This window comes from Clostridium sp. AM34-9AC (genome assembly GCF_003480225.1).
Taxonomy (GTDB): domain Bacteria; phylum Bacillota; class Clostridia; order Lachnospirales; family Lachnospiraceae; genus Acetatifactor; species Acetatifactor acetigignens.
On the sequence record NZ_QUIU01000013.1, the window covers coordinates 60,114 to 77,148 of the forward strand.

Annotated in this window: 13 protein-coding genes and 3 pseudogenes; 15 read left to right on the forward strand and 1 reads right to left on the reverse strand. The window is 38.2% G+C overall.

What is annotated here, in order from left to right:
- The 15 genes and pseudogenes from DW835_RS09480 to DW835_RS09560 all read left to right on the forward strand — a co-directional run bounded on the left by DW835_RS09480 (position 1) and on the right by DW835_RS09560 (position 16,162).
- Entirely contained in the window at positions 1–819 is an 819-nt protein-coding gene (locus DW835_RS09480) for an AraC family transcriptional regulator (RefSeq protein ID WP_118731026.1), read from the forward strand.
- Between the two features lie 261 nt (positions 820–1,080).
- Positions 1,081–2,451 carry an extracellular solute-binding protein gene (locus DW835_RS09490; RefSeq protein ID WP_182430287.1) on the forward strand — a complete coding sequence of 457 codons (1,371 nt, stop codon included), beginning with the start codon at positions 1,081–1,083 and terminating at the stop codon, positions 2,449–2,451.
- A gap of 87 nt (positions 2,452–2,538) precedes the next feature.
- Positions 2,539–3,462 (forward strand): sugar ABC transporter permease, encoded by a 924-nt coding sequence (locus DW835_RS09495; RefSeq protein WP_182430288.1) that lies wholly within the window; start codon positions 2,539–2,541, stop codon positions 3,460–3,462.
- Positions 3,453–4,307 (forward strand): carbohydrate ABC transporter permease, encoded by an 855-nt coding sequence (locus DW835_RS09500; RefSeq protein WP_118731030.1) that lies wholly within the window; start codon positions 3,453–3,455, stop codon positions 4,305–4,307. Before DW835_RS09495 ends, DW835_RS09500 begins: the two co-directional genes overlap by 10 nt.
- 48 nt (positions 4,308–4,355) lie before the next feature.
- Positions 4,356–5,378, forward strand: coding sequence for a zinc-binding dehydrogenase (locus tag DW835_RS09505; RefSeq protein WP_118731031.1), 1,023 nt, complete (start codon positions 4,356–4,358; stop codon positions 5,376–5,378).
- A 14-nt stretch (positions 5,379–5,392) separates the two neighbouring features.
- On the forward strand, positions 5,393–7,627 hold the full coding sequence (locus DW835_RS09510; protein ID WP_118731032.1) for a pyruvate formate lyase family protein: 2,235 nt from the start codon (positions 5,393–5,395) through the stop codon (positions 7,625–7,627).
- Between the two features lie 48 nt (positions 7,628–7,675).
- Positions 7,676–8,569, forward strand: coding sequence for a glycyl-radical enzyme activating protein (locus tag DW835_RS09515; protein WP_118731033.1), 894 nt, complete (start codon positions 7,676–7,678; stop codon positions 8,567–8,569).
- 53 nt (positions 8,570–8,622) lie between these two features.
- A complete protein-coding gene (locus DW835_RS09520; RefSeq protein WP_118731034.1) occupies positions 8,623–9,753 on the forward strand; it encodes a carbohydrate kinase family protein in 1,131 nt (376 codons plus the stop codon).
- Between the two features lie 23 nt (positions 9,754–9,776).
- Positions 9,777–10,655 (forward strand): class II fructose-bisphosphate aldolase, encoded by an 879-nt coding sequence (locus tag DW835_RS09525; RefSeq protein ID WP_118731035.1) that lies wholly within the window; start codon positions 9,777–9,779, stop codon positions 10,653–10,655.
- Positions 10,656–10,904: 249 nt separating this feature from the next.
- Positions 10,905–12,899, forward strand: coding sequence for a TIM-barrel domain-containing protein (locus DW835_RS09535; RefSeq protein ID WP_118731036.1), 1,995 nt, complete (start codon positions 10,905–10,907; stop codon positions 12,897–12,899).
- Positions 12,890–13,111 (forward strand): annotated as a pseudogene (locus tag DW835_RS09540) (rRNA large subunit methyltransferase I); the annotation flags it as partial. The gene DW835_RS09535 and the pseudogene DW835_RS09540, both read left to right, overlap by 10 nt.
- 417 nt (positions 13,112–13,528) lie before the next feature.
- Complete coding sequence (locus DW835_RS09550) at positions 13,529–14,608, forward strand: PDDEXK nuclease domain-containing protein (protein WP_118731037.1); 1,080 nt, start codon at positions 13,529–13,531, stop codon at positions 14,606–14,608.
- Positions 14,609–14,676: 68 nt separating this feature from the next.
- A complete protein-coding gene (locus DW835_RS09555; RefSeq protein ID WP_243037115.1) occupies positions 14,677–15,459 on the forward strand; it encodes a helix-turn-helix transcriptional regulator in 783 nt (260 codons plus the stop codon).
- A 286-nt stretch (positions 15,460–15,745) separates the two neighbouring features.
- A complete protein-coding gene (locus DW835_RS18625; RefSeq protein WP_279221283.1) occupies positions 15,746–15,877 on the forward strand; it encodes a hypothetical protein in 132 nt (43 codons plus the stop codon).
- A pseudogene (locus DW835_RS09560) lies at positions 15,874–16,162 on the forward strand (CD1845 family protein). Before DW835_RS18625 ends, DW835_RS09560 begins: the two are co-directional and overlap by 4 nt.
- A gap of 74 nt (positions 16,163–16,236) precedes the next feature.
- On the opposite strand, the pseudogene DW835_RS09565 reads toward DW835_RS09560, so the two are convergent.
- Positions 16,237–17,034, reverse strand: a pseudogene (locus DW835_RS09565) (ATP-binding protein); the annotation flags it as partial.
- Position 17,035: the final 1 nt, after the last annotated feature.

Genomic DNA, 17,035 nt, shown 5'->3' on the forward strand with positions numbered 1-17,035 from the left:
ATGATCTGGTATGAAATAAAGTCACTGATATCAATAGATGAATTTGATAGAATCGTTACCCGGAACCGTCATCCTGATCGAATAATGAGCTTGTGGACTTTAGGGATTGTGGTGCAAGGAAGCCGGAGCATAGAAGTACAGGGTATACAGATTTCTGTAAAGAGAGGGGAATATTTTTTGCTTCCGCCTGGGGTTTTGCAGCGGGGTGTTGAAGAAGAATGGCATGATGTGTACTATTTTCATTTTAATATGGACTGTAAGAGGGTCGATAAAATAGAAAAATGTCAGAGAGGAAAAATGTGGATCTCCTTAAGCGGCAAACTTCCTGTGGATATAGATATCATATCTTTAGTTGTGACCTGGCACAGAGATTTTAAATTGCAGTATTTAAGCAGTGATACATTAAAAGCATATTTAGCATCTATTCTCTATAGTTTGAGTGTAGCTTCAATGAAGAAGCAATACAGCAAAAATCAGAATAGCATGGTTGCAGAACAGATTTTACAATGTGTTGTGGATCATATAGAAAAAAAACATAGTGCATTGGAATTTGAAACCAGTTTTGGTATGAGTTATCGGAGATTAAATTCTATTTTTAAAGACAGATATGGCATTACGATTCATCAATGTGTATTGGAAAAGAAGATGCAGCATGCATTGCATTTATTGATTATGGGAGAAAATATTGCGAACGTTGCAAGCGCATGTGGATTTGAAGATTACTTTTATTTCCTAAAAGTATTTAAGAAAATCTATGGAATAACGCCCAAAGATTGCCAACGGCAATATTTCACAGACAACAATCAGACAAATTGTTAAGTGATAAAAAGAGACTGACGGATGTTGGTCTCTTTTTTCATAGACAAGTACAAGCAAAAAAATTACAAATCTAAAAATATTTTGAAAGAGCATGCAGGAAAATGTAGAATTAACAAAAAAAAAAAGAATTCTGCTAAAATAGTTTCATTGAGGGAAAGGATAGGATGTGCTGTAATGGTGTTAACAGATAATTCGAATTATTTACAATGACCAGTGACTTTCACAAATACCTGATTTAAAGAAATGGAAGAGAGGGAAATTATGAAAAGAAAAATTATTTCTGTATTACTTACAGCATGTTTGTCAATTAGCTTATTGGCTGGCTGCGGGGGAAATGCTTCTAAAACTGATGATTCACAAGTAAAGGAGGAAAGCTCCGATACTGCGACGCAAACAACTGATACTGCTCAGAATGAAGATCCTGAGGTAACTATTACTGTATTAACGAGGTATGCCGGAAGTGATGTACAGGCACAGTGGCTTCAGACGATGATGGAGAAGTTTTCTGAGCTGCATCCTAATGTAACCTTCCAGGATGATTCAGTAGCTGATGAAGCTGCATACAATAACAAATTAAAGACCGCGATTGCAACTGGAAATTTACCCAATATGTGGATGCAATATGGAGCTGCATCATTGGTAGAATATGCTAAAAACGGCTTGGCAATGGATTTATCTTCTTTACTGGAAGATACGGAATTTACTTCCGGATTGGCAGATCCAACATTATCCTCTTATGACCTGTCAGGTTATGGAGTTGATGGAATTTACGCATTGCCATTTGCTATGCAGCCGGAAGTGATTTTTTATAACAAGGATTTGTTTGCCCAGGCAGGGATAAACGAAGTACCGGAAACGATGGAGGATCTTTTTGTTGCATTTGATAAATTAAATGCAGCAGGAATTACACCTATGGGAATGGGTGCAAAGGATACCTGGAGACTTGGGCATTTTTATAATTGTATTGCATACAAAAAAGTAGGTGTTGACAATATTAAGAAAATAGGTGCAAGAGAAGCAAAATGGACAGATGAAAATATGGTTGAAACATTTGAAATTTTGAAAAGCTTTAAAGACCGGGGGGCCTTTGAAGAAAATTTCGAAGGAATTGACTGGAGTACAGAGAATGCAAATTTTCTGAGTGGAAAATATGCCATGATTTGTGTTCCGCTCTGGTTCATCCCAAATGCAGAGGCTTCGGAAATTGCAGATTCGTTAGATTTTTTCCCGATTCCGTACTTTGAAGATGCTGAAGATTATAAGGATAATGCTGCTGTTTATACAGATGCACATGTGTATAACGGAAAATTGGAGGGATATGAAAAAGAGATTACGCTAGAGTGGGCCAAATTTACACATAGTGCATATTCAGAAGAAGTACGTTTGAAAGTTTGCAATCAATTACCGGGCAGATCTGATGTCAATATCGATGGTTACGAAATGAGTCCACTCATGAAAAAGGCACTAGCACTTAATAATGAGCTGACAACATATGGAGGAGATGTTTTTGAATATGATGAAATAACATCCATGCAGGACGTTATAAGAAATTCATTAGTAGGAATGATGCTTGGAACAACACCAGAGGATACTGCTAAGACGATTCAGGCTGAAATAGATAATAATCAGTAATAAATAAGAGGATGTTGCCGCACGATGAATTGCTGCCTGCACAGTTTCACTGGGCGGTTATCCATATCAAGAACGGAGATGATAAGGATGGAACAATACCGTCGCAATAAAAAAATCATATTTGTATTTTTGCTTCCGGCACTTTTGGTTTATATCATTTTTGAGTGTATTCCTGTATTGCAATCATTTTATTTTTCCTTTTTTGAATGGCCAGGAATACAGGGAGTTCCACTTAAATATGTGGGAATAGATAATTTTGTCGCTCTTATTAATAATACACAGTTTCATCAGGCAATGAGGAATATTCTTCTTTTTGTTTTTGTTGGATTGTTAACGCAGCTTCCAATTGGTTTTTTCTTTGCTATTCTTTTGTATTATACAAAACATGGTCAGAAATTCTTTAAAGCAGTTTATTTTATACCGATGATTTTGCCGGTTACAGCTACAGGATTGTTATGGCAGTTTATTTTAAAACCAAACGAAACGGGTGTCCTTAATAATCTTTTAATGAAGCTTGGAATGGAAAATCTTTGTACTGGGTGGTTGGTGGATTCTAAAACTGCAATGATTTGTATCATTTTGGTTACTACATGGGCCAGTGTTGCATATTACATTGTGATAGGATTGGCAGCTTTGAATTCCATACCGGAGGATATTTTGGAATCAGCTACAATCGATGGTGCAAATACATGGAAAAAGGTAATATATATTATGATTCCTATGATTTGGGAATCTATAAAAATATCAGTAGTAATGATCATAACAGGGGTATTGAAGGTGTTTGATATGGTTTTTGTTATGACAGAAGGTGGACCGAATGGATTAACCCATGTACCAGCAACGTTGTTATATAGTCAGGCATTCAAGTATAACCATTATGGAATTGGTAGTGCAATATCAACAGTTATGTTTCTGATGAGTCTTGCACTTACTATCATTTCTTTAAAAATTATGAATAGGGATGACGAGAAAAAAGGAAAAAGGAAAGGAGGGAGTAAGGTTTGGAGATAAGTTCAAATAGTCATGCTATAAGAAAAAAAAGGGTGCGAGGAATAATGTTGTATATAGTTTTAAGCATTTTTGCTGTTATTTGTCTGTATCCGGTTTTTTTTACATTGACTTCTTCCTTAAAAAATAATACTGAAATTTTTACAGAACCTTTTTCACTGCCGCGTACTCCACAATGGGAAAATTATGTCAGGGCGTGGACAATTGGAAAGATGGGGGTTTATTTTAAAAACAGTATTATTTTGACAGCGGCAACGCTATTTGTCAGTGCTATTATTGGATCTATGGCAAGCTATATTTTGGCGAAATATACATTTAAAGGAAAAAGCTTTGTGTATATTTTATTTCTGGCAGGTATGATGATCCCCATACAAACAGTTATCATACCACTTGCTTTTACATTTGGAAAATTGGGAATCGTCGATAATTTTCCAGTATTGGTATTGTTATATTCAGCCTTTTGTCTTTCTATGACAGTTTTCATTGTTACTGGATATATGAAAGGATTACCAGACGAATTGGAAGAAGCGGCTGTTATGGATGGAGCAGGACACGGAATTGTTTTCTTTAGAATTATACTGCCATTGTCCATGCCTGCCATTGCTAGTGCATCTATTTTTAATTTTGTTTCTGCCTGGAATAATCTTTTATTTCCGTTAGTGTTTATCAGTAAAGATAGTATGAAAACCATTTCTATTGGTTTATTGTCTTTCTTTGGGGCATATACGTCAGATTATGGTGCAGTAATGGCAGCAATTGGAGTTAGTATCATTCCACCAATTATCATGTACATACTGCTTCAGGAAAAGATGGAAAAAGGATTGACAGCGGGTGCTGTGAAAGGATAGGACATAAGCAAAATAAAGAGTAATGTTTCAGAAAGGATTAATAAATTAATGAAAGGTTTAATAACTGATGGAAAAGGAAATGTTTTATTAAAAGATGATATTCCAAAGCCGGACATAGGAGATTATGATGCATTGGTGCAGACGGTTGGATGTGGAATATGTAATGGGACAGAGTTAAAAATCATTGATGGTCACTTGAAAGGATTTTCTACCTATCCGGCAGTATTAGGACATGAGGCGGTCGGAAGAGTTATTGAAACCGGAAAACGGGTAAAGAACTATAAAGTAGGAGACCTGGTTTTACGCCCAGGACTTTGTAATAATGATAAATATTATTCCATGTGGGGAGGATTCGCAGAATTTACAACGGTGGCTGATTGTATGTCTATGGAAGAAGACGGTATAGCCGTAGAGGATGTCAGTTTAAAATCCAGAATTGTTGTACCTTCCTTTGTGAATGAAATTGAGGCTCCCATGCTTATTACTTTAGAGGAAATCTATAGTGCTGCAAAACGTCTTGGTGTACGTGAAGATATGCGTATAGTGATTATGGGTTGTGGACCGGTGGGCATAGCAATGGCTAATTTTTGTAAAATATTAGGTGCAAAATTCATTTTGCTTGGGGGACATCATGAAGCCAGGATGACTAAAGCTTTGGAGGTAGGAGCTGATGTGGTAGTTAATACACATAAGGAAGATATTGTAGAAAAGGTTCATAAGTACATGGGTGCAGCTGATTTGTATATAGATGCAGTTGGAAATGGAAATACACTCAGCCAGGGGCTCAGATGTATTAAGCCAGGCGGTACGATTGGAATTTATGGAATAGGATTAAAGAATGATCAGATGATTGATTGGGAGCATTCGGATTATAGCTGGAAAATCCATTCAGTTCAATGGCCTGATTACAGCCATTTGATTACAATTCAAAAGGATGTCTTAAATTATGTAAAAGAGGGAATGGTTAATTTGTCTGATTATGTGACACATAAAATTCCAATAGAGCATTATGAAGACGGCTTTGAATTAATAAGAAAACGTCAGGGCTTAAAAATAGTTTTAACATTTTAGGGAGAAATTGGCTGATGGGAAATGTATTATCGTTTGAAAAGTATAAAGAAGAATTTTATGCAGAATTTGATGAATACTATTCGACATATCCGATTGATGTTGAAAAGGAAATAGGAAAACTGGATAAGGAAAAAAGGGATGAAAATCCATGCACGGAAAAAAGAAAGGTTTATGAATTGGCAAGAAAGTGTAAGGTACATGTTTTCAGAAATTTTCCTTTTTACTTTGAATTGTGCACAGGAAGGGCAAGAAATGGGCTGACTGCTTCGTTTCCACCGGAACCCGGCATTGGTGGCGAAATGATGCGGGAAAACAGAGAAATAGAGCACGATTTTTTTTCATTTCGAGATTATTATAAGGAGCTCAATGTATTTATCTCGTTCTTCTTTACGGATTTTGCTCATCATTGTATCGGATATGAAAAAGTCCTTAATTATGGTTTAGACGGCATCATTGCACAGGCGGAGTTAAAAAAAGAGCAGATTGAGGGTGAATCGGAAAAGGCATTTTTAGAAAGCGCGATTTATGGATGTGAGGTGTTAAAAGAAATTGCACAGAACTTTTCTACAGAAGCCCTCAGTTTGGCAAATGGTGAAAGTAATGAGGAGATTAGAAAAAATTTGATGACCATTGCTGAAACAGCAGCACAAATTCCGGCAAAGCCTTCACAAACATTTTATGAAGCGTTGAATACCATATGGTTTATGCGCGAAATTGTCATGGGAATGGAAGGCATTGGGATTGCAATTATAGGCCATTTTGACAGGCTATTATATCCGTACTACAAAAAGGATATAGAGGAGGGCAGTTTAACAAGAAATGAAGCAAAGGATCTTTTGGCTTTTGCACTTCATTTGACGGATGCAAAATGGGATCTGAGAAATCATCCGCCGGATGGTGGTGCCAATACGGCCATGACCATCGGAGGATGTAGCAGGAATGGAGCGCCTGTTTATAATGAAGTGACTCAAATGATATTGGAAATATTTGAAGAACAGGAGCTGGTAAACCCGAAGCTTCAGGCAAGAATTAGTCATAATCATCCAATGGAGTATTTCGAAAAATTAGGAAAAATTATTGCAAAGGGTAAGAACGTTCTCTCCATTTTTAATGACGAAATACTAATTCCGGCAAATGTACGACAGGGAAAGGAATTGGCAGATGCCAGATTATATGTTGCTGGAGGGTGTCAGGAACCACTTTTAAGTGAAACAGAGATAAACTGCCGTGCGTATATCTATGTAAGTTTGCCGAAACTTTTATTACTCATTTTAGGTGTCGGAACCCAAGATTTCTGGATACACGAAGGTATTGAACAACCCAATGTGCATACTTGTTTGAATTATGCTGAGTTCTATTCCTGCTTTGTTGGAAAAATCAGGCAGATTATTTATCAGGTGGCAAAGTACTTTAACCAATATGAAAAAATGTGGTATGAGTATAATCCCTGTCCATTATATTCGGCTACGATAACCGGATGCATTGAAAAGGCAAAGGATATGACGCAGGGAGGGGCAAAATACAATACATCCAGTTTTTCTCCTGTGGGATTTGGTACTTTGGTCGATTCTTTGTTTGCAATCAAAAAAGTAGTTTTTGAAGATAAGGATATGACGCTGGATGAACTGATAAAATGTCTGAATAGTAATTTTTCTGACTGTGAAAGAACAAGGGCTTTTTTGACATACAAAGTAGACAAGTGGGGGAGAGACAGCGGAGAAATCAACCAGCTGGCTTCAGAAGTATCTGAGGATTTATCACAGATATTTTCAGGTATTCCCAATTCGCGTGGCGGGTGGTTTGAAAGTTCTCTGTTTTCAAATACCGGGTATGTTTCTTTGCGTAACACAGAGGCTACACCGGATGGAAGAAAGCAAGGTGATATATTATCCAGAGGAATGGGACCGAGCGAAGCAGTTGGTCCGACAAATATCAGCCGGATCATGGAAGGACTGGATAAGCTGCGTATGGAAAACTATCCTGCATCAGCAGTATTATATTTGGATTTTCCATTTTCTCCCAATAATATGGACAACACTATTTTTTCAGCAGTTGTTCGCAGCTTTTTGGATATGGGAGGTAATGTGGTTGATTTCAATATTACAGATTCCGGAGTTCTTGAAGAAGCGAAGAAAAATCCGGAAAAATATAAAAATCTGATTGTAAGGGTTTGGGGATTCAGTGCATACTTTACGGCATTAGATGAGGAACTTCAAAATGAAATGATTAACAGAAACCGTGCACATTAATGATGAAAATCGGTTTTATATAAACTAGGAAAGTATGGGATATAGTGGATGCAGGGAACAATATTTAACATACAGCATTTTTCTATTCATGATGGTCCTGGCATACGTACAACGGTATTTTTCAAGGGATGTAATTTAAAATGTGCATGGTGTCATAATCCAGAATCGCAGAGTGCCATTCCTGAATTAATGTTTCATGAAAAAAAGTGTATTGGATGTGGTGCATGTGTAGATATCTGTGAAAGAAAGGCACGCCGGATTGCAAATGGCCAGTTGATACATTTATATGATATTTGTACAAATTGTGGAAAATGTGCAGAAGTATGTTATTCAAGGGCATTAGAGATTATAGGACAAAAATATACAGATGAGGATGTTATGGAAGAAGTTATGAAGGATACTCATCTGTACAATAACTCTGGAGGCGGCGTCACATTTTCAGGCGGTGAAGCTATGCTACAAATTGATTTTTTAGAAGAGTTATTAAAGAAATGTAAAGCAATGGAAGTCAGTACTGCTGTGGATACAGCAGGTAATATACCATGGGAATATTTTCAAAGGATTTTACCATACACAGATTTATTTTTATATGATCTAAAGAGCATGGATTGTAATCAGCACCAAAAGTTTACAGGTGTGGATAATGGACGAATACTTACAAATTTAAACAAATTAAAGAAAAATTCTCCTATATGGGTTCGTATTCCATGCATTAAAAATGTTAATGACTCTGACAAGGAAATAGAAGCTTACTGCAGGTATTTACAACATGCGGACAACATCCAGAGGATAGAGTTGATTCCTTATCATTCTTATGGGGAACATAAATATAAAATGCTGGGCAAAAGTGTTCAGAACTTTATGCCAATGGATAAACAGATATCACAAGTTTTACAGAAAAAATTAGAAGCACAGGGATTTCAGGTAATCAATTATTGTTAAGGGTATATTCTCTGTATATAAGAGAAAATAATGCATAAGGCAAGGTGGATGATATGGGAAAAAAAGTGATTGCAGCTGGGCATATATGCTTGGACATTACACCTGTTTTTTCGAAGGCTGGTAAAAAAACAATGAGCAGCATCTTGCAACCGGGAAAATTGATACAAATGAAGGGAGTTGATGTACATACAGGCGGTTCTGTAGCTAATACGGGTCTTGCTATGAAAATATTAGGTGCGGATGTCACTCTTATGGGGAAAATAGGCAAGGATGCCTTTGGTGATATGATCCATAATATTCTGAAAGAATATAAAGCGGAAAAGGGGATGCTGGTTATGGAGGGAGAATCTACTTCTTATTCCGTTATTCTTGCTGTTCCGGGAATTGACCGTATTTTTTTACATAATCCAGGTGCAAATGATACCTTTCAGGCAGATGATGTTCCACAGAAAGAACTGGAAAACGCTTCTTTGTTCCACTTTGGCTATCCGCCATTGATGAAGAAGATGTATGAACATCATGGAGAAGAACTGCAAAAGCTTATGATAAAAGTCAAGGACACTGGTGCAGCTACCTCTTTGGATATGGCTGCAGTGGATTCTGCTGCCGATGTCGGACATATAGATTGGAAACAAATTTTGGAGAAAGTCATTCCGTATGTTGATTTCTTTATGCCAAGTGCAGAGGAACTTTGTTATATGCTGGATAAGGAACGATTTGCCGACTGGCAGAAACGTGCTGGAAGCCAGGATATTACAGAAATATTGGATATTGAAAAGGATATTAAGCCACTTGCCAAACAGTGTATGGACTTTGGTGCAAAGGTATTATTGATCAAGTGCGGCACTCCAGGTATATATTATCGAACTGCAGGCAGGAATACACTTATGAAAGTAGGAAAAAAAGCAGAGCTTAATATAAATAGATGGGCAGATAAAGAGGGGTTTGAAAAAAGCTATATACCAGAGCGAGTATTGTCAGGAACCGGAGCCGGGGATACAAGTATTGCGGCTTTTTTGACAGCCATGCTTGGAGGTTATACGATCGAAGAATGTATGCAGCTTTCCACAGCAACCGGTGCATCTTGTGTAACAGAGTATGATGCACTGAGCGGTTTAAAGTCTTTTAGTGAATTGCAGAAAAAAATAAAAGAAGGATGGGTTAAAGTACCCGGAAATGTCTGAAAATTATATGAGGAGAGTAATAGATGTTAGTAAATATGAATGATGTTCTGTTCCCGGCAAAAAAAAATAAATATGCGGTAGGATTGTTCAATGCAGTTAATTTGGAATTGGCCAGAGGTATCATAGGAGCAGCAGAGAGTATGAGAGCCCCGGTGATTATTGGCACTGCGGAAGTGTTATTTCCATATGGGCCGTTAGAAGAGGTCTCCTATTATCTAATTCCCATGGCAAAAAAGGCAGATGTTCCTGTTGTAGTACATTTGGATCATGGTTTAAAGAAGGAAACTTGTTTAAAGGCACTGGAATTAGGATTTTCTTCCATTATGTATGACTGCTCAACAGATTCCTATGAAGATAATGTAAAAAAGGTAAAAGAAATGGCAGATATAGCGCATTCATATGGTGCAACCATTGAGGCAGAATTGGGGCATGTAGGTGATAATGAAGGATCTGCTGAAGGCGAGCCGAGAGATGTGAATCCTGAAAAATATTATACAGATCCTAAAATGGCAAAGGATTTTGTGGAGAAAACAGGTATAGATGCGCTTGCAATCGCAGTGGGTACAGCGCATGGTGCCTATACCCTTCCTCCAAAATTGGATTTTGAAAGAATCAGAGCAATCGCAAATACAGTTGATATTCCATTAGTGCTGCACGGAGGTTCCGGCCTGACAGATGCAGATTTTAAGAGGGCAATACAGGAGGGCATCAGTAAGGTTAATATTTTTACTGATATAAATGTTGCGGCGGTAGAAGCAGAATTAAAAAAATTTAGCAGTGTGAAAAAAGGGATTATTGACTTGATTCCGGCTGCAGTCGAGGCTGTGAAACAGGAGACAGTCAAAAAAATGAAATTATTTTCAAGTGATGGAAAAGCTTTGTCGTATCATATAAATGGGTAATAAATAAAATGGTGTTTAAAAAATATTAATCATAGATCTTCTTTTCCATATGATCAAGCTTTTTCAATAATGACACTGACCCTGGCATTAAACAGCTTGAACGGGCAGTATGGAACAGAGTATAATATTTTAATGGCAGGTAGTCTGCTTTCTATGATACCGATTATTATAATTTATACTCTTGCACAAAAATACTTTAAGGAAGGATTGATGGCTGGCGGAGTGAAAGGCTAGTCAGGGACAGGAACGATGGTAAGGAAATATATCTTTGGAGAACCGATTGAAACAGATGCTGTGGTAAAGGAGCTCGCATCCTCTGCATGGAGCGATGGTGTTTTTCAGAAAAAAGAAGACGGTTTTCATTATTCTTTGAAAGAGGATGAAATCGTGTATGGGCTTGGAGAAAATGTGCGTGGCATCAACAAGAGAGGATGGCGTTACATCAGCAATTGCAGCGATAATCCGAATTACTGTGAGAATACCAATTCCCTGTATGGAGCACACAACTTCATTATGGTGGGTGACGGAGTGCATGAAACCTATGGCTTGTTTGTGGATACGCCGGGCAGGGTGACCTTCGATATTGGTTATACCGATATTGATGATCTTTGCATTTCCATGGAAGAGGAGAACTATAAAATTTATCTGATTGAGGCAGCTTCCTACAGGGATGTAGTGAAGGAATTCCGTGAACTGATCGGAAGAAGCTATATTGCACCCAGATGGGCATTTGGCTATGGACAGAGCCGGTGGAGTTATGATACAGCGGATGAAGTGCGTGAGGTGGCAGCGGAATATAAAAAGCATAACATTCCCATTGACAGTATCTATCTCGATATTGATTATATGGAACGGTATAAGGACTTCACGATTAACCGGGACAGCTTCGCTGATTTTGAAGAGCTTGTCGAAGAAATGAGGAAGGAGAACATTCATCTCGTTCCCATTATTGATGGTGGTGTAAAAAAGGAAGATGGCTATGATGTCTATGAAGAAGGCAAAGCGAACGGATACTTCTGCAAGGATGAAAACGGAGAAGATTTCATTATCGGGGTATGGCCCGGGAAATGCTGCTTTCCGGATATGCTTGATGACAAGGCAAGACAGTGGTTTGGTGATAAGTACCGGATTCTGATCGACAAGGGAATTGACGGCTTTTGGAACGATATGAATGAACCGGCGATTTTTTATTCCGAAAAGCATCTGAAAGAGGTCTTTGAGAAAATGGAAGACTATAAGAAGATGAACCTTGACGTGAATACCTTTTTCGAAATGACCGGAATGATTGGAGGCATCTGCAATAATCCGGAGGACTATGCATCGTTTTATCATAATTATAAAGGCAGGCGTTACCGTCACGATCAGGTACATAACCTGTTTGGCTATTATATGACGAGATCTGCCTCGGAGGCGTTTGAACGTTACGTGCCGGAAAAGAGAATTCTGTTGTTTTCCAGAGCATCCTATATCGGCATGCACCGGTTCGGAGGAATCTGGCAGGGAGACAATGCTTCGTGGTGGTCCCATCTGAAAATGAATGTGAAGATGATGCCCTCTTTGAATATGTGCGGCTTTTTATATACCGGAGCGGATGTCGGTGGATTTGGTGCAGATGCAACCGAAGATCTGGTGTTACGTTGGCTGGAATTTGCGGTGTTTACACCACTTTTACGGAATCATTCGGCAAGAGGAACCAGAAGACAGGAGGTGTATCGTTTCTCCCATGTGGAGAAATTTGCAGATGTGATTGGTGTGCGTTATCAGATTCTTCCATATATTTACAGCGAATATATGAAAGCGGCGCTGCAAAATACGATGATGTTCAATCCGTTAGCGTTCCTTTATGGTGAGGATACACTGGCAGGGCAGGTGGAGGATCAGCTTTTCATTGGAGAAAATATCATGGTGGCACCGGTCTGCGAGCAGAATGTATCCGGAAGAGTGGTTTATTTCCCGGAGCATATGAAAGAACTGATTTTTAAGAATGGTATCATAGAAGAAGGAAAGGTATACGAGAAAGGCTTTTCTTATGTAGAAATGCAAATGGGAACCGTGCATATTTTCTTAAGGGAAGGATATCTGTTTCCGGTGGCAAAAGGCGGAAAATGTGTTGAAGATGTTGATTTTGAAGATCTGACGCTGTATTCTTTTGGAAAAGAGATAAAACCCTACGAGTACTATCTGGATGATGGCGAGACGAAAGATTTTAATATGGAAACCCATATCCGTATCCTGAGCTGCTGATGGATGGAGGTTTTCTGGCAACCTGTTCCTGCTCTCATTTCATGACGTATGAGCTTTTCACAGAGACAATCGGACAGGAAGCCCGCAATGTACACAAGCGCCTGCGCCAGGTGGAATTCCGTACCCAGGCACCGGATCATCCGATTCTCTGGGCGGCAGATGAATCTTATTATTTAAAGTTCTACATTTTTCAAGTGGTTGACGAGAAGTAGATGGTTGAAAGTGGCAGAAATGCTTGATTTATAAGGGGTGGAAGGTATTTGACGTTTACCAAGAAAACCTCGTAAAGTATCACAAAATATCACAAAACCGTGATTCAAAGTAGTAAGAAGTCTGAGTATTAAGCACCTGAAATGTAAAGAGTGCGTATCTTTCTTTTTCAAATAAGAGATGGTATTATTATTGTGGCAAGAAAAATGACTTATAAAAGTTACAAATATATACGGAATGGCTACGGTATGGAGACTTTTTTGAAAAGGAAGTTATGATATTATTATGGAAGTAATGAAAAAAGAGTAATCGAGAAAATTTGGTTGCTCTTTTTTATTGTGAAGGGGTTTGCATGTGCTATAATAAAACAAATTAACAAATCGGAAGTGGTGGAACTGACACATTAGAAAGGATTATATATGAGTGAGTTGATTAAGGCTGATAATGAATATAAGGAGTGGATTGCCGGAATATCCACTGATTTTAGAAAAAGCCAAATCAGGGCTTCTATGAAGATAAATGATGAGATGCTAAGATTTTATTGGAAACTTGGTAAGGGCATTTCATCTATGAGTGAACAATTCGGATATGGAATGGGCTTCTATAAAACCGTGAGTGACGATTTGAAATCCATTTTGCCAGATGTGAAATCATTTTCTCCAACTAATTTGAAATATATGAGATACTTTTATGAGATGTATCCTGACGCAGTGATTTGTCCTCAGGTTGAGGACGAATTGATCACAGATGCAAATCGTCCCCAAGTTGGGGATGATTTACAAATCATTTTTAGAATTCCATGGGGACATAACAAAATAATACTTGATAAATGCAAAGGAAATTCTGCAAAGGCATTGTTTTATATCAGAAAAACTATTGAAAACAATTGGTCAAGAGATGTTTTACTAAACTTCTTAGGAACGAATTTGTATGAACACCAGGGCAAAGCAATAACTAACTTTTCTAATACACTTCCGATAGAACAGAGCGATTTAGCACAAGCAATTACGAAGGATCCATATAATTTTGATTTTTTGACCTTGCGTGAAAGGTATGATGAAAAGGAACTAAAGGATGCGCTTATAGAGAAAGTTAATAATTTCCTTATGGAGTTAGGTACTGGCTTTGCTTATATGGGTAGGGAAGTGAGAATTGAGGTAGGAGATACTGAAAAATTTATAGACATGTTATTTTACAATACTCAAAGGCATTGCTATGTTGTTGTAGAAATAAAGACAGGAAAATTTGATTCTTCTTACGCAGGTCAATTGGGAACTTATGTTGTGGCTGTTAATCATCAGATGAAAACAGAAGCTGATAATCCTACTTTGGGACTTCTGATTTGTAAAGATATGGATAAAGTAGAAGCCCAGTATGCATTAGAATCTACATGCCAGCCACTTGGTATTTCCAGTTATGAATTATCAAAACTTATACCAGAAGAGTTCAGAGGTAGTATGCCTACCATTGAAGAGATTGAGGCTGAATTAAATGAATAACTTCAAATTTCGCTTTACGTAGCGTAGAAACCGCAAAGTTCATCATATTCTACGCTGCGTGAGTGTGATTGGAAATCAAATCATGGGATAATCAAATCAGAGAGGAGGAAAACAGATGGATCAAACTAAAATTGGGAAATTTATGCATTGATGAGAGAAAACGAAAAGGATATACACAAAAACAGCTTTCAGAAAAATTAGAAATCAGTGATAAGACAATTTCAAAACGGGAGAGAGGTAGAGGAATGCCCGATGTGTCACTTTTACAACCTTTATGTGATGCTTTGGGCATTAGTTTGAACGAGCTTTTTTCTGGAGAACATATATCGGCAGAGGAATATAAAGGAAAGGCGGAAGAAAATATTTCCAAACTTTACAAAGAAAAGCAAATTGCCAATCTTAAACCAATAAAATACTTATTCTCTACATGTTCTAATGTAACATTGCTTGTAGCAGTGATTGAATTAGCTGTTGGTTTTATTGGGAATTTTTTTAATCCAACTATATTGAAGGTCATGTTGCTCAATGCCTCTGTGTGGATAATGTTGTTTCTGATTTCAGTGGGTAAGCTGACATACGATAAGAAAAAATTGAAAAATCTGAAGCATTCAGGTACTTGCATAGACTCTGAAATCAAGGATATAATTCCAGCATCATGGATTACGGTTGGAAATTACATCTGTTGCAGAATTGTATGTGGATTTATTTACGAGGGTAAGGAATACAAAGCAGTAAGTAATTACTATGTTTTGACACCATTTCACCGAAAGGAGGATTTATATGCGAATGTTTTTATCGAGCAAAACAATCCTACCAAATATAGTATAGAACTTTTTCAAGAAAGTAGGTAATTCAGTCAAGAATTCAGCTTTCTTTCTTATCGTTTTTTCCGCTGGCTGATAGGCGTTCCCATTTTCTTTGACTTTTTGAGAATACGAATGAGGGTGTAAAGGAAATCCTTACCCAACTCTCCAAACTTTCATAACAGGGATAGATACTCCATTTGCGGAGGGAGGAACGGCGTTTCTTCGCCGCACCTTCCTCCGCTTTTTCTTTTTTGTCTGTATTCTTGTCTTTTGTCTGTCCGCACCGGATAATATGAGTAGAATAAGAAGCGTAGCAAAGGAGTGAAAACAGATGCTGACCTTTGAAAAGGTGCTGGAGATTGAACTGACCAAAGGAAAACGGGAAGTGACGGAAGATGATGAGAGAGAAGCGGATGCCCTGTGCAAACGGCATCTGGAGCGTTGGAAGGAGGAACAGGAATGAAGATTTTGAAATGTCTGCTGATGATCGTAACTGCACCGGTCGTTTTGGTGTTGACGCTTTTTGTCTGGCTCTGCACGGGGCTGATCTACATATCCAGTCTGGTGATTGGTCTACTAAGCACGGTAATTGCTCTGCTTGGCGTGGCTGTGATTATTACCTATTCCCCGCAGAAAGGTGTGATTTTGCTGGTTATGGCATTTTTGATTAGCCCGATGGGGCTGCCGCTGGTTGCTGGGAAAGGTGCAGAGTTTGAAATTTGCGATACAGGATTGGGTGTATGGGTAAATGATGTGAATATAATTTGGAATGAAAAAGAAGCAGGACAATGGGAGATGAGACCCAATGCCCTGCTTCTCTGTTTATTCGGAACGAACTGTAATATATTTTTGATTGCGACTTTTAGGTTTATCGGGAATAGTCATTTCTAATTGCCCGGATTCTAAAAGCGGATTGATATACTTCAAAGTGAAGTTTCTTAAATCTTTGAAGCCGCAAAATACTGCAAGCTCTTTCTTGGATTTTGGTGTTGTGCAAAAAGCCAAAATCTGTTTGGACACCGTTGATAGTTCAATAACTTGGTGGATAACTTGGTGGGCGTCACCCTCTAAGTTGTAGTTTACATTTTTCAAGATGACCCTGAAATCTGTTGCTGTTGAGGAAAATTCGGGCTTATATGCCTCTGTGTATCCAGGCAGCTTTTCGGTTTCACTGACGATTTTGCGTAGACCACTTCCACGGCGTTCCATGTACTTCATGCGGTGGAACAGGTCAGCAATCACAGGGTTTCGTCGCATGGAACGGATACTGTAAATATCGTATTCCTGAATTGAGCCGCCGCCAAACATACCGCCCGGAGATGTGATTTCCACCCGATCATCAAACATATCAATATGGATTTCGCTGCCAAGTACAATATAATCACGATGGATAAGCGCATTAACAAGAGCCTCTGTCACAGCTCGTTCCGCATAATCCGGCTTGTCTACACGATACTGTGCCTCTTTGAAAAAACGGATTTTGGAATTATTGCGAATAAATTCACTGCCGCTTTTCAGTAGATAAATCAGATTCCCTTCGTATTCTTTATCGTCCAGTGCCTCATCAAAGATAGAGCCTTTTTCCAAGCCATTCCACCGGGTACAGAACATACGGGAGTTC

Coding starts and splice junctions, on each gene's coding strand:
- DW835_RS09520 (WP_118731034.1), top strand. CDS start 8,623: ATGGGAAAAAAAGTGATTGCAGCTGGGCATATATGCTTGGACATTACA.
- DW835_RS18625 (WP_279221283.1), top strand. CDS start 15,746: ATGCTGACCTTTGAAAAGGTGCTGGAGATTGAACTGACCAAAGGAAAA.
- DW835_RS09510 (WP_118731032.1), top strand. CDS start 5,393: ATGGGAAATGTATTATCGTTTGAAAAGTATAAAGAAGAATTTTATGCA.
- DW835_RS09495 (WP_182430288.1), top strand. CDS start 2,539: ATGGAACAATACCGTCGCAATAAAAAAATCATATTTGTATTTTTGCTT.
- DW835_RS09505 (WP_118731031.1), top strand. CDS start 4,356: ATGAAAGGTTTAATAACTGATGGAAAAGGAAATGTTTTATTAAAAGAT.
- DW835_RS09525 (WP_118731035.1), top strand. CDS start 9,777: ATGTTAGTAAATATGAATGATGTTCTGTTCCCGGCAAAAAAAAATAAA.
- DW835_RS09480 (WP_118731026.1), top strand. CDS start 1: ATGATCTGGTATGAAATAAAGTCACTGATATCAATAGATGAATTTGAT.
- DW835_RS09490 (WP_182430287.1), top strand. CDS start 1,081: ATGAAAAGAAAAATTATTTCTGTATTACTTACAGCATGTTTGTCAATT.
- DW835_RS09515 (WP_118731033.1), top strand. CDS start 7,676: ATGCAGGGAACAATATTTAACATACAGCATTTTTCTATTCATGATGGT.
- DW835_RS09550 (WP_118731037.1), top strand. CDS start 13,529: ATGAGTGAGTTGATTAAGGCTGATAATGAATATAAGGAGTGGATTGCC.
- DW835_RS09535 (WP_118731036.1), top strand. CDS start 10,905: ATGGTAAGGAAATATATCTTTGGAGAACCGATTGAAACAGATGCTGTG.